The 20,564-nt window shown below is 61.7% G+C and carries 17 protein-coding genes; 9 read left to right on the plus strand and 8 right to left on the minus strand.

Features of this window, described 5'->3' with window-relative positions; all coding sequences use genetic code 11:
- Nucleotides 1-64: 64 nt before the first annotated feature.
- From B2696_RS01225 to B2696_RS01235, 3 genes are read right to left on the minus strand one after another with little or no spacing between them, the layout of a single operon-like run.
- Complete coding sequence (locus tag B2696_RS01225) at nucleotides 65-814, minus strand: succinate dehydrogenase/fumarate reductase iron-sulfur subunit (protein ID WP_075729023.1); 750 nt, start codon at nucleotides 812-814, stop codon at nucleotides 65-67.
- Nucleotides 814-2,829: a fumarate reductase/succinate dehydrogenase flavoprotein subunit gene (locus B2696_RS01230; protein WP_075729022.1), complete on the minus strand. Its 2,016-nt coding sequence runs from the start codon at nucleotides 2,827-2,829 to the stop codon at nucleotides 814-816. The genes B2696_RS01225 and B2696_RS01230 overlap by 1 nt, the downstream gene beginning before the upstream one ends.
- A 17-nt stretch (nucleotides 2,830-2,846) precedes the next feature.
- Complete coding sequence (locus tag B2696_RS01235; RefSeq protein WP_286953486.1) at nucleotides 2,847-3,602, minus strand: succinate dehydrogenase cytochrome b subunit; 756 nt, start codon at nucleotides 3,600-3,602, stop codon at nucleotides 2,847-2,849.
- Between the two features lie 380 nt (nucleotides 3,603-3,982).
- Here B2696_RS01235 and ramB point away from each other — a divergent pair, with 380 nt between their 5' ends.
- A complete protein-coding gene (gene ramB / locus B2696_RS01240) occupies nucleotides 3,983-5,392 on the plus strand; it encodes an acetate metabolism transcriptional regulator RamB (RefSeq protein ID WP_286953488.1) in 1,410 nt (469 codons plus the stop codon).
- 162 nt (nucleotides 5,393-5,554) lie between these two features.
- Here ramB and lpdA read toward each other — a convergent pair whose 3' ends face one another.
- Nucleotides 5,555-6,967, minus strand: a complete 1,413-nt coding sequence (gene lpdA / locus B2696_RS01245; RefSeq protein ID WP_276622496.1) for a dihydrolipoyl dehydrogenase — start codon at nucleotides 6,965-6,967, stop codon at nucleotides 5,555-5,557.
- Nucleotides 6,968-7,582: 615 nt separating this feature from the next.
- Here lpdA and B2696_RS01250 point away from each other — a divergent pair.
- The 7 genes from B2696_RS01250 (at nucleotide 7,583) to B2696_RS01280 (ending at nucleotide 15,252) form a co-directional block, all read left to right on the plus strand.
- Nucleotides 7,583-8,650, plus strand: coding sequence for an alpha/beta hydrolase (locus B2696_RS01250; protein WP_286953492.1), 1,068 nt, complete (start codon nucleotides 7,583-7,585; stop codon nucleotides 8,648-8,650).
- 80 nt (nucleotides 8,651-8,730) lie between these two features.
- Nucleotides 8,731-10,104, plus strand: a complete 1,374-nt coding sequence (locus B2696_RS01255; RefSeq protein WP_286953494.1) for a M1 family metallopeptidase — start codon at nucleotides 8,731-8,733, stop codon at nucleotides 10,102-10,104.
- Between the two features lie 34 nt (nucleotides 10,105-10,138).
- Nucleotides 10,139-11,119 carry a dTDP-glucose 4,6-dehydratase gene (rfbB, locus tag B2696_RS01260; RefSeq protein ID WP_286953516.1) on the plus strand — a complete coding sequence of 327 codons (981 nt, stop codon included), beginning with the start codon at nucleotides 10,139-10,141 and terminating at the stop codon, nucleotides 11,117-11,119.
- Nucleotides 11,119-12,465, plus strand: a complete 1,347-nt coding sequence (gene rfbD / locus B2696_RS01265) for a dTDP-4-dehydrorhamnose reductase (protein ID WP_286953496.1) — start codon at nucleotides 11,119-11,121, stop codon at nucleotides 12,463-12,465. The genes rfbB and rfbD overlap by 1 nt, the downstream gene beginning before the upstream one ends.
- A gap of 24 nt (nucleotides 12,466-12,489) precedes the next feature.
- The gene (gene rfbA / locus B2696_RS01270; RefSeq protein ID WP_276622490.1) at nucleotides 12,490-13,353 is read left to right on the plus strand and encodes a glucose-1-phosphate thymidylyltransferase RfbA; all 864 of its coding nucleotides are present in this window, start codon (nucleotides 12,490-12,492) and stop codon (nucleotides 13,351-13,353) included.
- A 57-nt stretch (nucleotides 13,354-13,410) separates the two neighbouring features.
- Nucleotides 13,411-14,355 carry a DsbA family protein gene (locus tag B2696_RS01275; RefSeq protein ID WP_286953500.1) on the plus strand — a complete coding sequence of 315 codons (945 nt, stop codon included), beginning with the start codon at nucleotides 13,411-13,413 and terminating at the stop codon, nucleotides 14,353-14,355.
- Nucleotides 14,356-14,436: 81 nt separating this feature from the next.
- Entirely contained in the window at nucleotides 14,437-15,252 is an 816-nt protein-coding gene (locus B2696_RS01280) for a cytochrome c biogenesis CcdA family protein (RefSeq protein ID WP_276622488.1), read from the plus strand.
- On the opposite strand, the gene B2696_RS01285 is transcribed toward B2696_RS01280, so the two are convergent.
- The 3 genes from B2696_RS01285 to B2696_RS01295 form a co-directional block, all read right to left on the minus strand.
- Nucleotides 15,249-15,869: an MBL fold metallo-hydrolase gene (locus B2696_RS01285; protein WP_075729013.1), complete on the minus strand. Its 621-nt coding sequence runs from the start codon at nucleotides 15,867-15,869 to the stop codon at nucleotides 15,249-15,251. The two genes, B2696_RS01280 and B2696_RS01285, sit on opposite strands and share 4 nt — an antisense overlap.
- 86 nt (nucleotides 15,870-15,955) lie before the next feature.
- Nucleotides 15,956-17,059, minus strand: coding sequence for an S-(hydroxymethyl)mycothiol dehydrogenase (locus B2696_RS01290; protein ID WP_276622486.1), 1,104 nt, complete (start codon nucleotides 17,057-17,059; stop codon nucleotides 15,956-15,958).
- Between the two features lie 71 nt (nucleotides 17,060-17,130).
- Nucleotides 17,131-17,961, minus strand: a complete 831-nt coding sequence (locus B2696_RS01295) for a GDSL-type esterase/lipase family protein (RefSeq protein ID WP_075729011.1) — start codon at nucleotides 17,959-17,961, stop codon at nucleotides 17,131-17,133.
- 240 nt (nucleotides 17,962-18,201) lie between these two features.
- On the opposite strand from B2696_RS01295, the gene B2696_RS01300 reads away from it, so the two are divergent.
- Nucleotides 18,202-19,866, plus strand: coding sequence for an AMP-binding protein (locus B2696_RS01300; RefSeq protein WP_286953509.1), 1,665 nt, complete (start codon nucleotides 18,202-18,204; stop codon nucleotides 19,864-19,866).
- A 57-nt stretch (nucleotides 19,867-19,923) separates the two neighbouring features.
- On the opposite strand, the gene B2696_RS01305 is transcribed toward B2696_RS01300, so the two are convergent.
- Nucleotides 19,924-20,355, minus strand: a complete 432-nt coding sequence (locus tag B2696_RS01305; RefSeq protein WP_286953512.1) for an AAA family ATPase — start codon at nucleotides 20,353-20,355, stop codon at nucleotides 19,924-19,926.
- Between the last annotated feature and the right edge of the window lie 209 nt (nucleotides 20,356-20,564).

Genomic DNA, 20,564 nt, shown 5'->3' on the forward strand with positions numbered 1-20,564 from the left:
TCCTAGCATTCATCTTAAGAACTCTTCTTAAGTATTCTTCTCAATACCTATAAACGACTATAGCTTAGTCATCTTTGCCGCGGAAAGCAGCCCGTGCGCGTTCGCGGGTAACCGCGGAGACGGCCGTGAGCGGGATTCCGGCCGGGCAGACATCGGCGCACTCGCCATACAGCGAGCAGTGACCGAAGTTCTGCTCCAAGTCATCGACCATGTTGCGGGCACGGCGGCCACGCTCTTCCTTACCCAGGGGCATGAGGGAGAGGTGAACCAGCTTGGCGCCGGTGAACAGGTGAGCCGCACCGTTGGGGCAAGCGGCAACGCAGGCGCCACAGCCAATGCACGCCGCGTGATCCAAGGCGAACTCGGCGGTCTCGTGGTTGATGTGCATCGTATCGGCGTCCGGTGCGGTACCGGCCTCGATGGAGATATAGCCGCCCTGCTCCATGACGTGGTCGAGCGCTGTGCGGTCGACGATCATGTCCTTGATGACGGGGTATGCAGCCGAGCGGAAAGGCTCGATCTTCAGGGTGTCGCCATCTTTGAACTGGAACAGGCGCTGCTGGCAGGCCGGGGTGTTTTGACCTGGGCCATGCGGGCGACCATTGATCTGCAGGCCACAGGTGCCACAGATGCCTTCACGGCAATCGGAGGCGAAGGCATAAGGCTCCTTGCCTTCCTCGATCAGACCGTCGTTGACGTGGTCGAGCAACTCCAGTAGGGACATCTGCTCTTCGGCGTCCGAGACCTGTACGGTCTCGAACTTGCCCTCTTGGGTAGGTCCGGCTTGACGCCAGATCTCAAGTGTCAGTTTCATTACTTGTAGTTCCTTGTCATCAGCGGGATCGAATCAAAGTACAAAGGCTCGGCGTGGCGAATGAACTCGCCCGGCTTCTGACCCGGCTCCCAGGCAGAAACGAAGCACCAGTTCTTGTCATCGCGCTCTGCTTCGCCGTCCTCCGAGAGGTGATCATCCCGGAAGTGGGCGCCGCAGGACTCGTCACGGTCGAGGGCATCGACGCACATGAGCTCGCCCAAGTCGATGTAGTCAGCGACGCGCAGGCCATACTCGAGGACCTGGTTCATATCATCGGCCTGGCCGGTGATGCGAACGTTGGACCAGAAGTCTTCGCGCAGCGCGCGAATCTTGTCGATGGCGACCTTAAGGTCCTCAACGTTACGAGAAACGCCACAACCCCAGTAGAGGATATCCCCCAGCTGACGGTGATAGTAGGCCGGTCCGTGCGGGTTGTCGCCACTGACAGCCATGAGGCGGTCAATGCGATCCTGCGCGCGGGACAGAGCCTCGTTGGCCTCGGTGGATTCCTCAGCGAGTTTGTCCTCACCCAGGTGGTGGGCCAGGTAGTTCGGCAGGGTGAAGGGCAGGGTGAACCAGCCATCAACCGAAGCGGAAAGCAGCGAGTTTGCGCCCAGGCGGTTCGCGCCGTGGTAGGTCCACGAGCACTCGCCGGCCGCGAAGAGACCGTCAATAGTGGTCATCTCGTTGAAGTCGGTCCACAGGCCACCCATGGTGAAGTGGCAGGTGGGGGCGATGCGCATCGGCGTCTCATAAGCGGACTCACCGATGGCCTCCTCATACATTTCGATGAGGTTGGAGTAACGCTCGCGGATCTTGTCCTTGCCGAGGCGCTCAATGGCATCACGGAAGTCGAGGTACACCGAGTTGTGCAGCGGTCCAACGCCCAGGCCCGTATTGATCTGCTGGGAGATGGCACGGGAGGCAACGTCACGGGGAACAAGGTTGCCGAAGGCCGGGTAGCGGCGCTCGAGGAAGTAATCGCGCTCGTCTTCCGGGATGTCCTTGGGGTCGCGGTCATCGCCCTCTTTGATGGGCGACCAAATGCGGCCGTCATTACGCAGGGACTCCGACATCAGGATCGTCTTGGACTGCCATTCGGAGTTAACCGGAAGGCCCGTCGGGTGGAACTGCACGAATGCCGGGGAGGCCAGGTAGGCGCCAGCCTCGTAGGCACGCATCATGGCGCCAGCGTTGGAGTTCTTGGCCAACGTGGACATGTGATAGACGTTGCCGTAGCCGCCGGTGCCCAAGATAACCGCGTGACCGGTGAAGGTCTTGAGCTCACCAGTGATGAGGTTACGGGTAACGATGCCGCCGACGCGCTTGGTGCCATTATCAACGTAGGTGATAATGTCCTGCATGTCGTGGTGAGCGAAAAGCTCGACGTTGCCCAAGCCAATCTGGCGATAGAGCGCGGACGTGGTCGACAGCTGCAGCTGCTGACCCGTTTGTCCACGGGTGTAGTAGGTACGCGAGACCTGCACGCCACCGAAGGAACGGGTGGCCAAGGTTCCGCCGTACTCACGGGCGAAGGGAGCACCAATGGCGTTCATGTGGTCGATGACGCGAATGGACTCATAGGCCAGGCGCCAGCAATCGGACTCGCGGCAACGGTAGTCACCGCCCTTGACGGTGTCCTTGGTGTGGCGATAAGCGGAGTCGTTATCGACCATCTTGTGCCGGGAGGCGTTAACGCCACCCTGGGCAGCGATCGAGTGAGCGCGCCGCGGGGAGTCGTGATAGGTAAAGACCTTCACGTTGTAGCCCAGCTCGCCGAGTGCTGCGGCGGATGCGCCGGCAGAAAGGCCGGTGCCTACCACGAGGATCTCAAACTTGCGGCGGTTGAGCGGGGAGACCAGCTCCATGTGGTCTTTTTGGTAGTCCCACATGTCCCGCATGGGAACGCCGTGGGGCTCATTAGACTCGAGGATGCTACCGAGAGACACGCCCGAGACGATAGATTCTGGCTGCGAGAAGTCGGGGCGCTCGCGCTTGAGTTCAGTATTAGTCATGGTTCGAAGAAGCTCCTTTAGCTGACCCAACCCAGGGCGATGGACAGGGGCATAACGATGTTGCCGATGCAGACAACGGCCGGGATGATGTAGGCCAGAACTAGGAAAGTCTGGCGCCACTTCGCACCGGTGATGCCCAGATCTGAGGCAGCAAGGCGGATACCGTGAGTCAGGTGCAGGAACAGGCAAACCATAGCCAAGACATAGAAGATGGTGACCGGCCAGCGGCTGAAGGTCGCAATCATGTTGGCCTTGACCTCACCGTGCACGAACGCTTCCGGTGCTACCGGGGCAACACCCATGGTCAGATCCAGGATGTGGAAAATGATGAAGAGCAGCAATACGGCGCCGGTGACCAGCATGGACTTGGTGGCGAAGGAATCGACGCCGCCCATCAGTGCGGTGCGCTTGAACTTGCCACGGGACTGCTTGGAACGCGCGGTCAGAGCGAATGCGCCGTAAATGTGGCCGACAATAGCGGCCAGCAAGACGATGCGCACTACCCACAGGAACGAGCCATACGGCAACAGCGGCTCGCCGAAGGAACGCAGGAACTCGCCATAAATATCGAGTGCCTCACCACCATCGTGCGCGGGCATGTAGAGCTTGAGGTTGCCGGCCATGTGGCCGACAACAAAGAGAGCGAAGAGCAGGCCGGTGACGGCCATAACCAACTTCAGGACCCAAGACGGAACGGCCGGCTTGGTACGAATGTTCTCGTTCGTAATATGGCCGTGAGCGATAGCCTCACGGTCTGGATTTCTAACAGTCATGACACCTCCATTGTCGCCTTTACCTTACGCACGGCCTCGGACACGTCACTAGTTGATTTCGGGCCGTTTCACCGCCCAACACGAGCTCTCTACCTCCTACCGAAGAGACTTTAGGCAAGGATCGCCTTTATTAGTCACTCCCGCAACCCCACTACCTCGCTCACTGCCTTTTCGCAATATTGGCCTTGCGTAATTAACCCGCCCATTGTGAGCTTGCTCACCCGGGGTAGTGCTAGTGACTTTTCCACCCACGTTAGGCGTCAAACTTTCGGGTGGGTTCCTCCCCCAAAAGCCCCCTCTACACAGTGGGGTTAAGAGGCTTCACACTAACTTTGCAAATATGGTGCTATACCCGTTGGCAGGCAGGTAGTCTTTCCGTCATGAGTAAGACATACGTAGGCTCGCGGCTGCGACAGCTGCGCCGTGAACGCGACCTCAGCCAGGCCTCGCTCGCCGCCACCCTGGGACTTTCGGCCAGCTACGTCAACCAGATCGAGCACGATGTCCGGCCCCTAACGGTCCCCGTTTTGCTCCGCATCACCGAGGCTTTCGGCGTAGATGCAACGTTCTTTTCCCGTGACGATGACTCCCGGCTACTCGCGGAGATCCAGGACGTTATCCAAGACAAGGAGCTGTGTCCCTCCCCCGTGGAGATGCAGGAGCTCTCCGAGCTTGTCTACAACCATCCCACCGTGGCCCGCACCCTCGTTGACATTCACCGCCGTTACCGCAACGTGCGCGATAAGCTCTCGCTAGCCACGGATACCCGGCGCGCCACCGATAACCCCCAGGCCCTGTCCATGCCCCATGACGAGGTCCGCGATTTCTTCTACGCGCGCCAGAACTACCTCGACGCCCTCGATCTCCACGCCGAATCCTTGGCACAAGAGATCGACGTTGCGCCCTTCCAGATCTCCGAAACCGAGCACGCCCTGGCACAGCGTCTGCGCGATAAGCACGGCGTCGACATCATCGTCACCCCCCAGATGGATGGCACCTTGCACCGCTTCGACCGCGAATCCGGCGCATTCCGCTTGGCCAGCCGGCTCAGCGAGGGCCAGCGCGCCTTCCGCATGGCCGCCGAGCTCAGCTTCTTGGAAGCAGAACCACTGATCGACGAGCTAATTTCCCAAGAACCATTCACCTCCGACGCCTCCCGGAACCTTGCCCGGCGCGGCATCGCCAGCTATTTCGCTGCAGCCACCGTGCTGCCCTATTCCACCATTCACGCCGAGGCGGAGCAGTCAGGCTATGACGTGGAGTACCTCTGCCAGGTCTTCGGGGTGGGCTATGAAACGGTAGCCTCCCGCCTGTCTACCCTGCAGCGCCCCAATAAGCGCGGAATTCCTTTTACTTTCGTGCGCGTGGACCGCGCCGGCAATATGTCGAAGCGGCAATCGGCCACCGGCGTGCATTTTTCCAACTCGGGTGGCACCTGCCCGCTGTGGAATATCTATGAGACCTTTGGCCGGCCGGGCGTCATCTCCCGCCAGCTCGCGCAGATGCCCGACGGCCGTAATTATCTGTGGATTTCGCGCGCGGTCCAGCACCACCAGGGCCGCTACGGGGAGACAAACAAGCTCTTCGCGGTGGGCCTAGGCTGCGAGGCTCGCCACGCCGACCGCACCGTCTACGCCGCCGGCCTCGACCTCGAGGACCTTTCCACCGCCACCCCCATCGGCGCTGGTTGCCGCACGTGCCCCCGCGCCAATTGTGCTCAGCGCGCCTTCCCCCCCATCCACGAGGCCCTGACAATCGACGCCCACCGTTCCGCCGTCGCTCCCTACTAACCGCGCCAACCACCCGTGCCCCTTCGCTGCTTGGCGACGTCGCCAGGCAGAGAAGGCACCACCGAACACAAAGCGCCCACGCCACGAGGCCCCTTCCGCGAGGAAGGAAGCATATCGTGGCGTGAGCGCTAAGGGCCTGAGCCAAGTCTTATTAAGAAAGGCCTAGAGGTTGATCATGTGGCCGTTGATTCCCTCCGCGGCCTCTTTCATGGCCTCCGAGAGAGTCGGGTGAGTGTGGACGTTGCGCCCGATTTCCTCAGCGGTGAGGTCGAAGCGCTGCGCCAGGGTGAGCTCCGGCAACAGCTCGGAGACGTTGGAGCCCACGAGGTGGCCGCCGATAAGCTCGCCGAACTCACCATCAGCGATGAGCTTGACAAAGCCTGCGGTCTCGTTGAGGCCGGCTGCCTTGCCATTGGCGGAGAAGGGGAATACGGAGACCTTGATGTCGCGGTCTGGGAACTTCTCGCGCGCGGCTTCTTCGGTGTAGCCGAAGGAGGCGACCTGCGGGTTACAGAAGGTGGCGCGCGGCATGTTCATGTAGTCACCGAGCAGCTGCGTCTCCGCGCCGGCCAAGGTTTCTGCCGCTACGACGCCCTGTGCCTCTGCCACGTGCGCCAGCTGCAGCTTGGCAGTGACATCGCCGATGGCGTAGATGCTCTCGACGTTGGTGCGCATGTTGTCATCGATGGCGATGGCGCCGCGCTCGGTGAGCTCCACGCCGGTGTTTTCGAGACCGAAGCCCTTGACGCGCGGGGCAAAGCCGATGGAGACCATGCAGCGATCGACGGTGAGGGAATCGCTCTTGGAGCCGTCCTTGGACTCCACCTCAACGGTGACGTTGTCGCCGTTGTCCTTGATGGCGGTGGTCTTGTAGCCGGTCAGCAGCTTCACGCCAAGCTTCTTGTACTGCTTAGCAATCTCCTTGGAGACGTCCTTGTCCTCGTTGGGTAGGACGCGGTCCATGAACTCGACGATGGTGACGTCAACGCCATAGTTGGCCAGGACGTAGGCAAATTCCATGCCGATGGCGCCTGCGCCCACGATGACCATGGACTTCGGGGCATCCTCTTTGAGGATCTGCTCCTCATAGGAGACGATGTTTCCGCCGATTTCCACGCCGGGCAGGGAGCGCACGACGGAGCCGGTGGCGATGATGCAGTTATCGAAGGTGAGGGTCTTGCCTTTGTCATCGCCCTCGGTGATTTCGATGGTCTTGGCATCGGTGAAGGAACCCAGACCATTGATTTCAGTGATCTTGTTCTTCTTCATGAGGTAGTGCACACCCTTGACGATGCCGGCGGATACCTTCCGGGAGCGCTTGTGCGCTGCACCGTAGTCGAAGGTGACCTCGCCGGAAATGCCAAAGTCCTTAGCCTCGTGGTTGAAGGTGTGCGCAACCTCGGCGTTCTTGAGCAAAGCCTTGGAGGGGATGCAGCCTACGTTGAGGCAGACACCACCCCAGTACTGCTTCTCAATAACGGCAACTTTCTTACCCAGTTGCGCGGCACGAATGGCGGCAACGTACCCGCCAGGGCCCGCGCCGAGTACTACAACGTCATAATGTTCTTTAGTCACGTCCCATACAATACGTAACTTTGTTCACGGTGTCGCGCACTTGGCTGGATTTTGCCCACTTGGGGCTCTAAAGACCACTGAGCGTGCAAAGAACCAGCCGGGGATTGGCTTAGAACATGCCCAGCATCAAGGCCCAGTCCGAGGAAGCGGAAGAACCGGCGTGGACGAACTGGCCGAGGAAATTATTGATCATGACGATGATGGAATCGATAGGGCTGAGGTTCATCTTTTTTATCTCTTTTCTTGTGTTTTCGTCTGGTGCCTTGCTTGCACCATGCCGGCGCTATACCGGCTATATACCGGCACGGTCTGCTCTGTTCAACGCAATAACCACGTTGAACGTTACACGAGCGTGACTTTTCAGCACTCAAATTATGACACACCTGTAACATTGGCACCACTGGTTACAGGCGTGCTTTAACCTTTAACTACACCCGTATCCTCCACCCGTCGCGGGCAAAGAGCTAACGCCAAAGGCATCGCCAGCGATTGTTCTCGATGAATACCTGCCAGCAGGCTGGGAACGTCCTTGGGACTTCTTTGACCCAAGCGCTGTACAAGGTGCATGACGCACAGTACTCTTAACCCGACTCTATAAACTCCTGGAAAGAAGCTATGAAGCGCATCAGCTCTATCGTCGCCGCCGCCACCGTGGCCGCGGGCGTATTCTCCGCTCCCCTTGCCTCCGCCGATGAGGGACAGCAACTGTCCGTGATTTCGGATCTGGAGATCACCCCAGAAATCTCCAACCAGAACTGGGTTATCCCCGGCAAAGATGCAAACCGGCCCGAGGTAAAGAAGCTGCAGGCCACCTCCCCCGCCATGGACGGCCGCGAAATTCCCCTCGCTGTCATCCCCGCCAAGACCGAGGGGCGCCCCACCATCTACTTGCTCAATGGTGCAGGTAGCTCGGAGCAAAACACCGACTGGCTGAGCAACTCCAACGTCGTGGACTTCTACAAGGACAAGAACGTCAACGTTGTTATCCCCCAGGCTGGCGCCTTCTCCTTCTACACCGACTGGGAGCAAGAGCCCAATAGCCAGTACCTTCAGGGCAAGCAGAAGTGGGAGACCTTCCTAACCAAGGAACTCCCCGACGCCATCGAGTCTTATCTGAAGGCCAGTGACAAGCGTGCCATCGCCGGCATGTCCATGTCTGCTACCTCCTCGCTGCTGCTGGCACAGCACAACCAAGGCATGTACAACGCTGTGGGCTCCTACGCCGGTTGCGCAGCCACCTCCTACCCGCTCGAGTATGAGTTCCTGCGCCTGACCGTCAACCGTGGCGGCGCACAGCCTGAGCAGATGTGGGGACCGCAGGGCAGCCCCAACAACGTCTACAACGACGCACTCGTCAACGCCGAGAACCTTCGCGGCAGCGCGCTGTATATCTCTTCGGCCACCGGCCTAGCCAGCGCGACGGACATGCCCTCCTACTACACCAACCAGGGCATGCCACCAGCAGTGGCTTCCGCCCAGGCGGTCATTCTGCAGGGAGAGGGCGGCGTCATCGAGGCCGCAGCTAACCACTGCACCCATAACCTCAAGTCCAAGCTCGACTCCAAGGGAATCGAAGCCACCTATAACTTCCGCAACGCCGGAACCCACTCCTGGCCGGGCTGGCGCGAGGACCTGGAGAAGTCCTGGCCAGTATTCAAGGACGCACTCGGCGTCGAGGATTAAACATTCTCTGATTTTTATCAGTGCTTATTTAAGCGGGCGATAGGGTCCCAGCTTCGCTAGGGCGGTAGGATCGCAGCATTATGCAGCTGCCATCCACCGCCCTTTCGCATGTGCCCGCCCAGTCTCGTGATGCCTATACGGGAGTGGATTACAACTTAGGCTACGTAGTCACCCACTATGATTTGGACCTTGACTACCGCGTCGAGCCCAATCGCCTGCGCGGCATCGCGCGGATTTCGCTGCGCAGCACGAGCGACATCGCCAAGCTCAACCTCGACCTGGGTGGGGCGATGGTGGCCAGGCGGGTCACCGCCACGGTAGAAGATAACCGCCGGGGCGACGGGAAGAAGCCCAGCGTGCGGGTGTCCAAGTTCCGCCAATCCGGAGGCAAGCTGCGCCTGCAATTCGCGGAGACCGTGCCGGCCGGCACCACGTTTGTGGTGGAGGTGCGCTACGGCGGCTGCCCACGGCCACTGCGCACGCCCTGGGGCGATATTGGCTGGGAGGAGACCGAATCCGGCGCCCTGGTGGCCAGCCAACCCAACGGAGCGAGCAGCTGGTTTCCCTGTGACGATACCCCCTCGGCGAAGGCTGCCTTCGATATTGTCGTGACTGCCGACAAGCCTTTCCTGGTTATCTCCAACGGAGAACTCGTATCGAAAAGCTCGGCCGGGGGCGCGTTGACCAAGTGGCATTACCGCACGCACCACCCCATGGCGACCTATCTGGCCACCGTGCAAGTGGGCGAGTTTTCCCCCATCGAGCTAGGCCCCAGCTGCACCGCGTGGGCGCCCGCACATCTGGGCGCGGTGGTGCGCGAGGAGTTTGCACAGCAGCAAGACATGCTGGATTTCTTCGCCGAATGCTTCGGCCCCTATCCCTTCGACGCCTACCAGGTGGTCATCACCGAGGACGAACTGGAGATCCCGCTAGAGGCCCAGGGCTTATCCATTTTCGGCTCCAATCACGTGCAGGGGGATCACGTCTTTGAGAGGCTCATCGCTCACGAGCTCAGCCACCAGTGGTTCGGCAACTCAGTAGGCCTCAAGCGCTGGCAAGACATCTGGCTCAACGAGGGTTTTGCCTGCTACTGCGAGTGGCTGTGGATGGAGCATGCGCACGGCATCCCCGTAGCCGAGTCGGCGCGGGCCCACTATGGCGTGCTCGCCCGCAAGAAGCAAGACCTGCTTCTGGCGGATCCGGGACCGCGGGATATGTTCGATGACCGCGTCTACAAACGGGGGGCTCTCACCGTCCACGCGCTGCGCCGTCTCATGGGAGATAAGGCCTTCTTCCGCGCAATGCGCTCCTACATCGAGGCTCATCGTCACGGCTGCGTGGGGCCAGAGGATCTCTTCGCGCAGCTGCGTGATTTCGGGGCGAATCAGCGCGAGCTTAAGGCGCTGTGCACGCAGTGGCTGGAGCAGACCGCGTTGCCGAAGTTCCCGAGCTAGGCCTGTGCCCCTAGACTGGGGAGTCATGCACAGAATGCTCGTTACCGGAGGCGCCGGGTTTATTGGCGCTAACTTCGTCCGCCTTGTCCGCGCCACGCGGCCGGAGATTGCCATCACGGTGCTCGATAAGCTGACCTACGCGGGCAATCGCTTGAACCTCGCGGGCCTTGAGGTCAAGCTCGTCGTGGGGGACGTAGCCGATGCCGAGCTCGTCGATTCGCTGGTGTCCACGTGCGACACCGTGGTGCACTTCGCCGCCGAGTCCCACAACGACAACTCGCTGCGGGACCCCTCCCCCTTCATTCACACCAACCTGGTGGGCACCTTTAGCCTGCTCGAAGCTTGTCGAAGCCACGATGTGCGGCTGCATCACATCTCCACCGACGAGGTCTTCGGCGATCTCCCCTTGCACACCCCGGAGGAGTTCCACGAGGACACCGCCTATGCCCCCTCCTCGCCCTATTCGGCCACGAAGGCCGGTTCGGATCACCTCGTGCGCGCCTGGGTGCGCTCCTTTGGGCTGCGCGCGACGATTTCTAACTGCTCCAATAACTATGGCCCTTATCAGCACATAGAGAAGTTCATCCCGCGCCAGATCACCAATATCCTCACTGGGAACACGCCCAAGCTCTACGGCACCGGCGAGCAGGTGCGCGATTGGATCCACGTTGATGACCACAACCGCGCTGTGCTGTGCATCCTCGAGTCCGGGAAGCTGGGAGAGACGTATAACATCGGTGCGGATCAGCCAGACATCAACAACAAGCAGGTCATCGAGTTAATCTGCGAGCTGATGGGCTCAGATGGATACGAGCATGTAGCAGACCGCCCCGGCCACGACCAGCGCTATGCCATGGACGCCAGCAAGCTGCGCCGCGAACTGGGCTGGCGCCCGGAGTACACCGACTTGCGCGAAGGCCTTATTCACACCATCGAGTGGTACCGCGAGCACCGCCAGTGGTGGGAGCCGGCCAAGCACGCCACCGAAGAAGCCTATGCAAAGCAGGGACACTAATGCAGACCACTTCCACTGCCATTCCCGGGCTGCTCATCATTTCCCTCGACGTCCACGGCGACAACCGCGGTTGGTTCAAGGAGAACTGGCAGCGCGAGAAGATGACGCAGCTAGATGGCTTTATGCCCGTGCAGAATAACGTTTCCTATAACGCGCAGGCTGGCGTCACCCGCGGTTTGCACGCCGAGCCCTGGGACAAGCTGGTCTCTGTGGCCTATGGCAAGGCCTTTGGGGCCTGGTGCGACCTGCGCGCCGGTTCGCCGACCTTTGGCCAGCTGGTCACCCACGTCATTGACCCGGGGACCGCGGTGTTTGTTCCCCGCGGCGTCGCCAATGGCTTCCAGGCCTTGGAGGAAACCTCCTATTCCTATTTGGTCGATGACCACTGGTCCCCGGATGCGGAATATACTGCGGTCAACCTCCACATGGTGGATTGGCCGCTTGAGCCCACGGAAATCTCCGCCAAGGACCGCGCCCACCCGCACCTGGATGCAGTGAGCCCGATGTCGCCGCGCAAGATCCTTGTCACCGGCGCGAATGGCCAGCTCGGCCGGGCTCTGCGCAAGCTACTGCCCGAGGCCGAGTACTGCGACCGCACGGACTTCGATGTCACCCACCCGCCGCAGCGGCCCTGGCGGCAGTACTCCGCGATCATTAACTGCGCCGCCTATAACGCGGTGGATAAGGCGGAGGAGGATAGGGCAGCTGCTTGGCAGGTCAACGCGCAGGCCCCGGCGAACCTGGCCGCCATAGCCGCGCGCAACAACCTCACCCTGGTGCACGTTTCCTCGGACTATGTTTTTGATGGCAGAGAGTCGCTGCACGCCGAAGCTGAATCGCCCTCTCCTTTGAGCGCCTACGGCGCCTCCAAAGCCGCTGGGGAAACGGCTGCACGCACCGCACCGCGCCACTATGTCATCCGCACGTCCTGGGTATTCGGGGACGGAGCCAACTTCATTGCCACCATGCGCTCTCTAGCCGAGCGCGGGATCCACCCGGAGGTGGTCAACGATCAACGCGGGCGCCCCACCTTCGCCGAAGATCTCGCAGGCGCCATCGTGCACCTACTGAAATCTCGCGCGGACTACGGCGTCTATAACGTCTCCAACTCCGGCGATACGGTGGGCCGTGACGAGCTGGCCATGGCCACCTTCATTGGCCTGGGCCACGACCCGGCCGAGGTCCACCCGGTGAGCACCGCCGAGTATGCCGCCGCGCACGGCGACGCCGCCCCACGGCCGGCCGAGTCCACCCTGAGCTTGGATAAACTTGAGGCCACTGGCTTCCATCCGATGAACTGGCGCGCCGCCTTGGCGCTCTACCTGGCCCTCTACCCCGCCGCCTAAACCTGGCACGACAAGGGAGAAATCATGAAAGGCATCATTCTCGCCGGCGGCTCGGGCACCCGGCTCTATCCCATCACCAAGGGGATTTCCAAGCAGCTCATGCCCATCTACGACAAGCCGATGGTCTACTACCCCCTGACCACGCTCATCCAGGCCGGCATCCGCGAGATACTCATCATCACCACCCCGGAAGATGCGGAGTCCTTTCGCCGGCTCTTGGGCGACGGTTCCCAATTCGGCCTGCTGCTTGACTACGCCGTTCAGCCCCACCCGGAGGGACTTGCCCAGGCCTTCATCATCGCCGAGGACTTCATCGCCGGCGATGATGTCGCCCTCGTCTTGGGCGACAATATCTTCGACGGCCACAGCTTTTCTAGCGCTCTGCCCCAGTGCCGTCGCCCCGGCGGCGGGATCATCTTCGCCTACGAGGTCTCCGATCCGCAGCGCTACGGCGTCGTCGAATTCGATGCGGCGGGCCAAGCGCTCTCCATCGAAGAAAAGCCAGCGCAGCCCAAGTCCAGCCACGCCGTGGTGGGCTTGTACTTCTACGACGGGGACGTGGTTGACATAGCTAAGTCGATCCGCCCCTCCGCGCGCGGAGAATTGGAGATCACCGCCGTCAACGAGGAGTACCTGCGCCGCGGTGCCCTGCAGGTCAAGCGCCTGCGCCGCGGCGATGTCTGGCTCGATACCGGAACCGTGGATTCCATGAGCGAGGCCGCAGCCTACGTCGAGGTCATGCAAAAGCGCACCGGCATAGTCATCGGCTCCCCCGAGGTGGCCGCCTACCACGAGGGCTTCATCTCCCAGGCCGCGCTGCGTGAGCTTGCCACCCCGCTGCTCAAATCTGGCTATGGGGACTACCTCCTCGCCGCCGCCGAGGACTAGTGGAAACACTGGCGCGGAGAGAGAACCCTTGCAGGCCTGCTTGTTAGGATAATATTCATGCCTACCCCACACTCCTCTGAGCAAGATCCTAATAACCGCTTCTCCGGCCCCATCGCCGGGGCCGCCCCGCGTTCCGCGCTGGGCGCATTGAGCCCGCTCGTCTGGGTGTTGGTGGCAGTAGTAGTCGTCCTAGCCTTAGTCGTGGGCTACCTCTTGGGCACCCGCGGCTCCTCTGAAGAAGCAGCGGGACAGGCACCTGCTCAAGCCGCTGCCACTTCTTCCACCGCCGCTTCCGGCCAACTCAGCCTCGAGGAGGTCACCGCGAAACTCACACCGGGCAAGAACTTTGCGGATGGCAAGGGTGATCCACAACTGTGGGGACCTGGCGGGGAGCTTAACTCCAACGAGGACATCCTCAACGTCCACCGCCGTAACCCCGCGGATCCCTTCGCAATCGGGGCGGTTGATGCCCCCGTGGTGATTTCAGAGTTCTCTGACTTCGAGTGCCCCTTCTGCTCGCGCTACGCCAACCAGACCGAGCCGGGGCTTATAAGCAAGTACGTTGATTCCGGGCTCGTGCGTATCGAGTGGAATGACTTCCCCGTCAACGGCCCGCACGCAGTCGAGGCGGCCAAGGCCGGGCGCGCCGCCGCGGCGCAGGGCAAGTTCTATGAGTTCAAGGAGGCGCTCTATACCGCCAGCCGGGACATCAATGGCCACCCGGAATTCGGCATCGAGGACTTCGTGCGCTTTGCTACCGAAGCCGGCGTTGCCGATATCGACGCCTTCCGGGCCGCGGCAACCGGAGATACCTATGATTCCATCCTCGACGAGGCGCGCTCCTATGCCTCCAGCATCGGCATCACCGGCACGCCTTCCTTCCTCGTGGGAGATGCTTTCGTCTCCGGCGCGCAGCCCAGCGAGGTATTCGAGTCCACCATCCTGGAGCAGCTCAACAAGGTGGCCAGCGGAGAGGTCACGGTGCCTGCGCCGCATGCTTAAGCCACATTGGAGTGTGTGGCTTTTCATCGCCGCGCTCATTCTCGCCGCCGTGTTCTTAGGCTACGGACTGGGGGAAATATCATGATCTCTATAGGCCTGCTGGGCGCGTTCTTGGCGGGAATCCTCAGCCTTATTAGCCCATGTTCCGCCCTCTTGCTTCCGGCGTTTTTTGCCTATGCTTTTAGCTCCACGCGCCAGCTTCTCTTCCGCACCCTGGTGTTCTTCCTGGGATTGTGCGTGACCTTGGTTCCGGTGGGCATGGGCGTGGCGGCCCTTGCGCTGCACTATCGCGATACGGTCATTGTGCTCGCGGGCTGGGTGCTCATTGCCCTAGGCATCTATGCCTTCTGCGGGGGCGGGTTTAGCATCCCGGGCCTGAACCGCCTGAGCGCGCGGGTGGGGCGCGGGCACGGTATCCCCGCGGTCTTTGCGCTCGGCGCGGTCTATGGCTTCGCGGGATTTTGTGCGGGACCGCTTCTAGGTGCGGTCCTGACCACCGCCGCGGCGGCGGGATCCGGCCTCTATGGCGCCCTCATCATGGTGGCTTATGCGGCGGGGATGGCGGCCCCGCTTTTCCTTCTCGCTGCAACGTGGGATCACTGTGACATCGGCGGGCGTTCCTGGCTGCGCGGGCGGGCCGTGAGCCTCGGCCCGCTGCGCACCAACACCTTGTCGATGTTGTCCGGGCTGCTGCTTGCCGCGGTGGGGCTGGTGTTCCTCACTAGCCACGGCACGGCAACACTGCCTGCGCTTTTCAGCACCGATGCCCAGTACCGCATCCAGCTCTGGGCGCAGAACTTCTCCACCACCGTCTCCGATGCCTGGGTGGGCTTTGGGCTTTGCGCCCTCGTCGCCGCCGCGGCCGGCTGGAAGGCCGCTCGCACAACCAGCCGCTAGTAGCCGCGCTTGACGTATTCGTCGATGTGCGCGGCCTCCTCACCCACGGTGGTTTCCTCGCCGTGCCCGGGCAGCACCCGGGTAGCCGGCGGCAGGTGGAAGATGACGTTACGCAGGGATTCGATGATGACATCGAAATCCGAATACTTGCGGCCGGTAGCCCCGGGACCGCCCTTAAAAAGGGTGTCCCCCGACAGCAGCGCTTTCTCCGTGGGCAGGTGGAATACCACGCCCCCGGGGGTATGGCCCGGGGTGTGGAATACGGTGATGGCTTCCCCGCTCACCTGGAATTGCTCGTTATCGCTCAGCGGAACGAAGGGAGCGTCACCGTTGGCTTCTTCCCACAGCGGCGCATCATCGGGGTGCAGGTAGACCTCGGCGCCGAAGCGTTCCGCAGCCGCCGGCGCCAGTTCGCAGTGGTCGTTGTGGGCGTGCGTGAGCAGGATCCCACGCACTGGCCGCTTGGCGACGGCGTCTTCGATGGCATCCAAATCGTGCGCCGGGTCCACGATATAGACCGCCGATGCGTCACCGATGATGTAGACGTTGTTGTTGACGTCCCACTCGCCGCCATCGAGGCGGAACTTTCCAGAAGTTATAACCTTGTCAATCTTCATGCTTCCTCCTTGGTCGGGTGGTCGTGCCGCCCAACCTACCTGATTATCGGGGGCACAGGCCGTGAGCTTTCCTCACCCCGATGGGCTTAGAGCTCAACGACGGAGCGCAGGACGGTGCCCGCGCGCATGGTGGCGAAGGCGTCCTCGACATCGCCAAGCGCAATGCGCTCGGAAACGAACTTATCCAGGGGAAAGCGCCCCGCGCGGTGGAGCGCCACGTAGGCGGGGAAGTCCCGCTCGGGCAGGCAATCGCCGTACCAGGCCGGGCGGATGGAGCCGCCGTGGCCGTAGAGGTCGATGGCGGGAATATCGACGTGATCGGTGAGATTGGGTACCCCCACCATGACCATGCGCCCGGCCAGGTCCCGGGAGTAGAAGGCTAGGCGCCAGGTGGGCTGGATGCCCACGGCATCGATGGTGACATCCGGACCGAAGCCGCCGGTCAGCCCCTTGACGCGCTCGATAACCTCTTCCTCGGACAGGTCCGCGGAGCAGATGGTATCGGTGGCACCGAACTCGCGGGCGGTATCGAGCTTGCGCTGGTCGATGTCCACGGCGATGATGGTGGCCGCCCCAGCCAGACGCGCGCCCGCAATGGCCGCGGTGCCTACTCCCCCGCAGCCGAAGACGGCGGCGGATTCCCCGATCTCAATAGCGGCGGTATTGACCGCCGCGCCCAGGCCGGCCATGATGCCGCAGCCCAGCAGCCCGGCCGCGGCTGGGTCCTCCTCAGGATCGACCTTGGTGCACTGCCCCTCGTGCAGGATTGTTTTCTCGGCGAAGGCGCCGATTCCCAGCGCCGGGGTGAGCTCCGTGCCATCTTCGAGCGTCATCTTCTTGGAGGCATTATGGGTGTTGAAGCAGTACTTGGGTTCGCCTTTCTTGCATGCGCGGCATTCGCCGCAGACCGCGCGCCAGTTGGCGATGACGAAGTCACCCTCGCGCACGTGGGTGACAGCGGAGCCCACCGTTTCCACGATGCCCGCGGCCTCGTGGCCGAGCAGGAAGGGGAACTCATCAGCGATGTCGCCGTCGCGGTAGGCCAGATCGGTGTGGCATACCCCGCAGGCCTGGACACGCACGATGACGTCATTGGGCCCGGGCTCCGGGATGAGAATGGGGACTTCTTCGACCTTCGCGCCTGCGGATCGGGCAATTATTGCTTTAACGGTTTGGGTATTTTCACTCATGCCCGACAGCGTACAGAGATTTCCAATAAAGTGACCTTATTTAGAAAACTCTTTCTTTTAGAGCACGCAGCTTAGGAGCCAGCAATCACGTTCGCGGCATGCTCGTGACCACGGGCATTGATGTGGATGGGCAGGTTGCCTGGACCCGCAGTGAAGTCAATCAGCCCGGCCCACATGCGCCTATCTGCATCTGCACACATGCCATTGTTGACGGTGGAGGGCTTCATGTCCAGGAACTGCGTGCCGGTGCGCGCAGCCAGGTCGATCTCCATCCATTGCGCCTTGTTCTCATAATCCCGGATCTGTGGCAGCAGGGTGGAATCAGCCGGGCGCGGCCCGAAGTGGAAGAGGCAGTAGTAGTCACCGGAACCGATAGTGGGGTAGCCCACGATCTGAATGCGGGCATTCGGAGCGGCCTGCTTGATGCGCTCAACCTGCGGCGCCATGGCATCCACCCAGCGGCGGCGAATGTCATCCATGCTCAAATTCGCGTTGTTGTAGGTGTCATTAAAGCCGGAAGAAAAGAGCACGCGCGCGGTATCCGGGCTCAGTGCCCCCACCCGGATAGCCTCATCGACCTGCGCGGAGATCTGCGGGCCGCCAGACATGGAAGAAACTGCGCCGGAGCAGGAGAAGTCACGAGCAGGCAGGCCCAGCTTGGCGGCGGTGCGCTTGGCGTAGTTGAAAGAGGAAGGACAGTTCACCCCACCCGGGGAGGAAGAAGTTAACCGGCCTTGCAGGTAGGTACCGGCGTCCGGGTCGGCCAAGACCGAGTCGCCGAAGGAGACCAAATTGCGCTCGCCAGCGAGAGCCTGCGGGGCGGAGACGACGCCGACCGCAGCCATGAGCGAAGCCGCGACGGCAGCGGTGACCTTCTTCAACTTAAGGGGCTGAAACTTCATGAGATAGAGACCTTTCAACTGCTTTCACAGCGATTATTACGTATGTTCTTTTATAAAACTACTTTTCAAAACTACTTTAAGAATCGAGGCTACCAATAGTAACATGAGCAACACTAGCAACAGTTATTAGCTTTTCCGTATTATGCCGCAACACTTAAGGACCTGCACCCGATAAAAAACTGCAAGCACAACAACTGCACGCCCGCCAGAATTACTCTCTCAAAGGAATTAATCGCCGTTATGGCCCCCAGTGTTTCAGAGCTCAAGTTCCACGCCGGCGCGATCGGCCGTTTTATCCCTGCCCTCGTGCGCTCCGGCATTGTCACCCACGAGGGAGGCATCAAAGCTGCGGCCTCCACCCTGCCGGTGTTAGCGCGCTACCGCTTCACCACCGCCCGCGAGCTCGAACAGGGCTACCTCACCTGCCCGGAGCGCCTCGCCCTCATCGATGATGACGGCACGCTGACCTACCGCCAGCTGCGCAACCAGGCACAGGCCTTCGCCCGCTTCCTGCGCCACCTCCACCTGCCGGAGATCCGCCTGGGCGTCATGGCCCGCAACGGACGCGGGATCATTACCCCTCTCGGCGCCAAGGGCTACGCCGGCGCCGCCATCTACCTGCTCAACGTAGGCTCCTCCCCCGAGCAGCTTTCCGGCTGCATCGAGGAAAACGGCATCAACGTCCTCGTCATTGATGATGAGTTCATCGACCGCCTCGACCCCGCCCTGGCCGAGAAGCTCACCGTCGTCATCGCGCATAGCTCCGGAGCCGAGCGTGGCGCCTATGCTGGGGTCCCGAGCCTGAGCGACATCGTCAAGCGCGGAACCCCCAACTGGATCGACCCGGCCACGGAGGCACTGCCCAGCTTCCCACAACACGGACCCATCGTATTGATGTCCTCCGGCACCACCGGCATTCCTAAGGGCATCATGCGGCCCGAGCCCACCCTCCCGGTGGTCCTGGCGTCTATCGTGGACAACATCCCCTGGCGTGCCGATCAGAAAGTACAGATGACCGCGTCCATCTTCCACACCTGGGGCTGGGCTTGCATCAACATCGCCCTGGGCCTGCGCAACACGGTGGTCACCCGCCGCGTCTTCGACGCCCGCGCTGCCCTCGATGACATCGCGCGCTACCGCCTCGACGGGCTGGCCTCCTCCCCTGTCTTTTTCAAGCGCATGGTGGAGGCCGATCCGGACGGCGAATTTGATACCTCTAGTCTGCGCTTTATCGCCTCCGCCGGGCATGCAATGACCCCGCAGATAGTAGAGGAGACCAATGGCCGGTTTGGCCCCATCCTCTGCAATGTCTACGGTTCCACGGAGCTGGCTTTGGCCTCGACGGCCTCCATGGAGGAGGTGGCCAAAGATCCCACCATCGGCGGCAAGATCGCCTCCGGCACCAAGCTGCGCATCCTCGACGAGGAGGGCCGCGAGGTTCCACGGGGCACCGTGGGCGAAATCTACCTGACCAACTCCACCGCGCTCATCGGTTACACCAATCCCAAAATCAAGCTCCACACGATTGACGGCCTCATCTCAATCGGGGACTTGGGCTACATCGACGAGCAGGACTACCTGCATGTGGTGGGCCGCGCCGATGACATGATCATCGTCGGCGGCGAGAACGTCCACCCCCAGTCCGTCACCGAGGTCCTCGAGGCCATGCCGGGCATCCACGAGGTGCACGCTGGCGGTGTCGAGGACGACAACACCTTCCAGCGCATCGCGGTGTGGGCCGTGCGCACAGGCGACGCCGCCGGCAAAGCCATCACCCAAGACTCCATCCGCGAATTCGTCCGCGCCAAGCTCGCCGATCACTCCGTGCCTCGCGACGTCCACTTCTTGGACAAGCTGCCGCGCAACGCCACGGGCAAGGTCGTTCCGCGCCTGCTCAAAGGCTAAAACTTCAGCCAGCGCCGCGTCTGGCTAGGGCTGCGCAGTCGCCCCGGGTATTCCTGCTCAAGGGAAGGTCCGTATTCCCCAGCGAATGATATGCTCCTCGTCCTGGAAGATGGTCTCGTAGTTGCCATTCCACAGTTCCTGGCGCGCTAGGCGACGCCGCATCGTACGACGCACCAGCCGCGTCATCTGCAGCCACGAGGAATAATCCAACCACACCAAGGTATCGGCCCCCTCGACCAGCAGCCGGCGCACCGCGCGGTATTGCCATTCAATGACCCACTCTTGTCCGGCGCTGAAGGCCTCCACTTCCGCAACGAAGTTCGCGCGCGGCGTCCAGCCGGCCCCATGGTAGAGCGAGTCGATCTCCACCCTAGGTAGCGACAGTGCGCGTTCCAGCTGCCCGCAGAGTGTGGTCTTTCCCGCCCCAGAGGCGCCGGCTACCACGATGCGGCGCGGGTTCCACGTTATCGGGTCTTCCACTGTGTACACGTTTTGCTCCTTCGCGCTCGGAGAGGCTAGTGCCTAGAATGCCGGAGTCTACAGTTGCGCGGCTAGTTTAGGTGCCCGCAACAAGAGGGAAACCCTCGAAGAGTACCGGTCTCCGCTTGAGTCCGATCCTTCAGGATAGACCGGATGGCCTTGCTACCGCACTGCCAAGTTCTGGCTAGGCGGCCCAGCTGTGGATAACCGGGGCGGTG

This window comes from Corynebacterium sp. UBA4397 (assembly GCF_002390965.1).
GTDB lineage: Bacteria > Actinomycetota > Actinomycetes > Mycobacteriales > Mycobacteriaceae > Corynebacterium > Corynebacterium flavescens.

Bases quoted from the DNA above. Each gene is read 5' to 3' on its own strand.
- B2696_RS01280 (WP_276622488.1), top strand. From the start codon at position 14,437: ATGATCTCTATAGGCCTGCTGGGCGCGTTCTTGGCGGGAATCCTCAGC.
- rfbA (WP_276622490.1), top strand. From the start codon at position 12,490: ATGAAAGGCATCATTCTCGCCGGCGGCTCGGGCACCCGGCTCTATCCC.
- B2696_RS01295 (WP_075729011.1), bottom strand. From the start codon at position 17,961: ATGAAGTTTCAGCCCCTTAAGTTGAAGAAGGTCACCGCTGCCGTCGCG.
- B2696_RS01235 (WP_286953486.1), bottom strand. From the start codon at position 3,602: ATGACTGTTAGAAATCCAGACCGTGAGGCTATCGCTCACGGCCATATT.
- rfbD (WP_286953496.1), top strand. From the start codon at position 11,119: ATGCAGACCACTTCCACTGCCATTCCCGGGCTGCTCATCATTTCCCTC.
- ramB (WP_286953488.1), top strand. From the start codon at position 3,983: ATGAGTAAGACATACGTAGGCTCGCGGCTGCGACAGCTGCGCCGTGAA.
- B2696_RS01255 (WP_286953494.1), top strand. From the start codon at position 8,731: ATGCAGCTGCCATCCACCGCCCTTTCGCATGTGCCCGCCCAGTCTCGT.
- rfbB (WP_286953516.1), top strand. From the start codon at position 10,139: ATGCTCGTTACCGGAGGCGCCGGGTTTATTGGCGCTAACTTCGTCCGC.
- B2696_RS01285 (WP_075729013.1), bottom strand. From the start codon at position 15,869: ATGAAGATTGACAAGGTTATAACTTCTGGAAAGTTCCGCCTCGATGGC.
- B2696_RS01250 (WP_286953492.1), top strand. From the start codon at position 7,583: ATGAAGCGCATCAGCTCTATCGTCGCCGCCGCCACCGTGGCCGCGGGC.
- B2696_RS01275 (WP_286953500.1), top strand. From the start codon at position 13,411: ATGCCTACCCCACACTCCTCTGAGCAAGATCCTAATAACCGCTTCTCC.
- B2696_RS01230 (WP_075729022.1), bottom strand. From the start codon at position 2,829: ATGACTAATACTGAACTCAAGCGCGAGCGCCCCGACTTCTCGCAGCCA.
- B2696_RS01290 (WP_276622486.1), bottom strand. From the start codon at position 17,059: ATGAGTGAAAATACCCAAACCGTTAAAGCAATAATTGCCCGATCCGCA.
- B2696_RS01300 (WP_286953509.1), top strand. From the start codon at position 18,202: ATGGCCCCCAGTGTTTCAGAGCTCAAGTTCCACGCCGGCGCGATCGGC.
- B2696_RS01225 (WP_075729023.1), bottom strand. From the start codon at position 814: ATGAAACTGACACTTGAGATCTGGCGTCAAGCCGGACCTACCCAAGAG.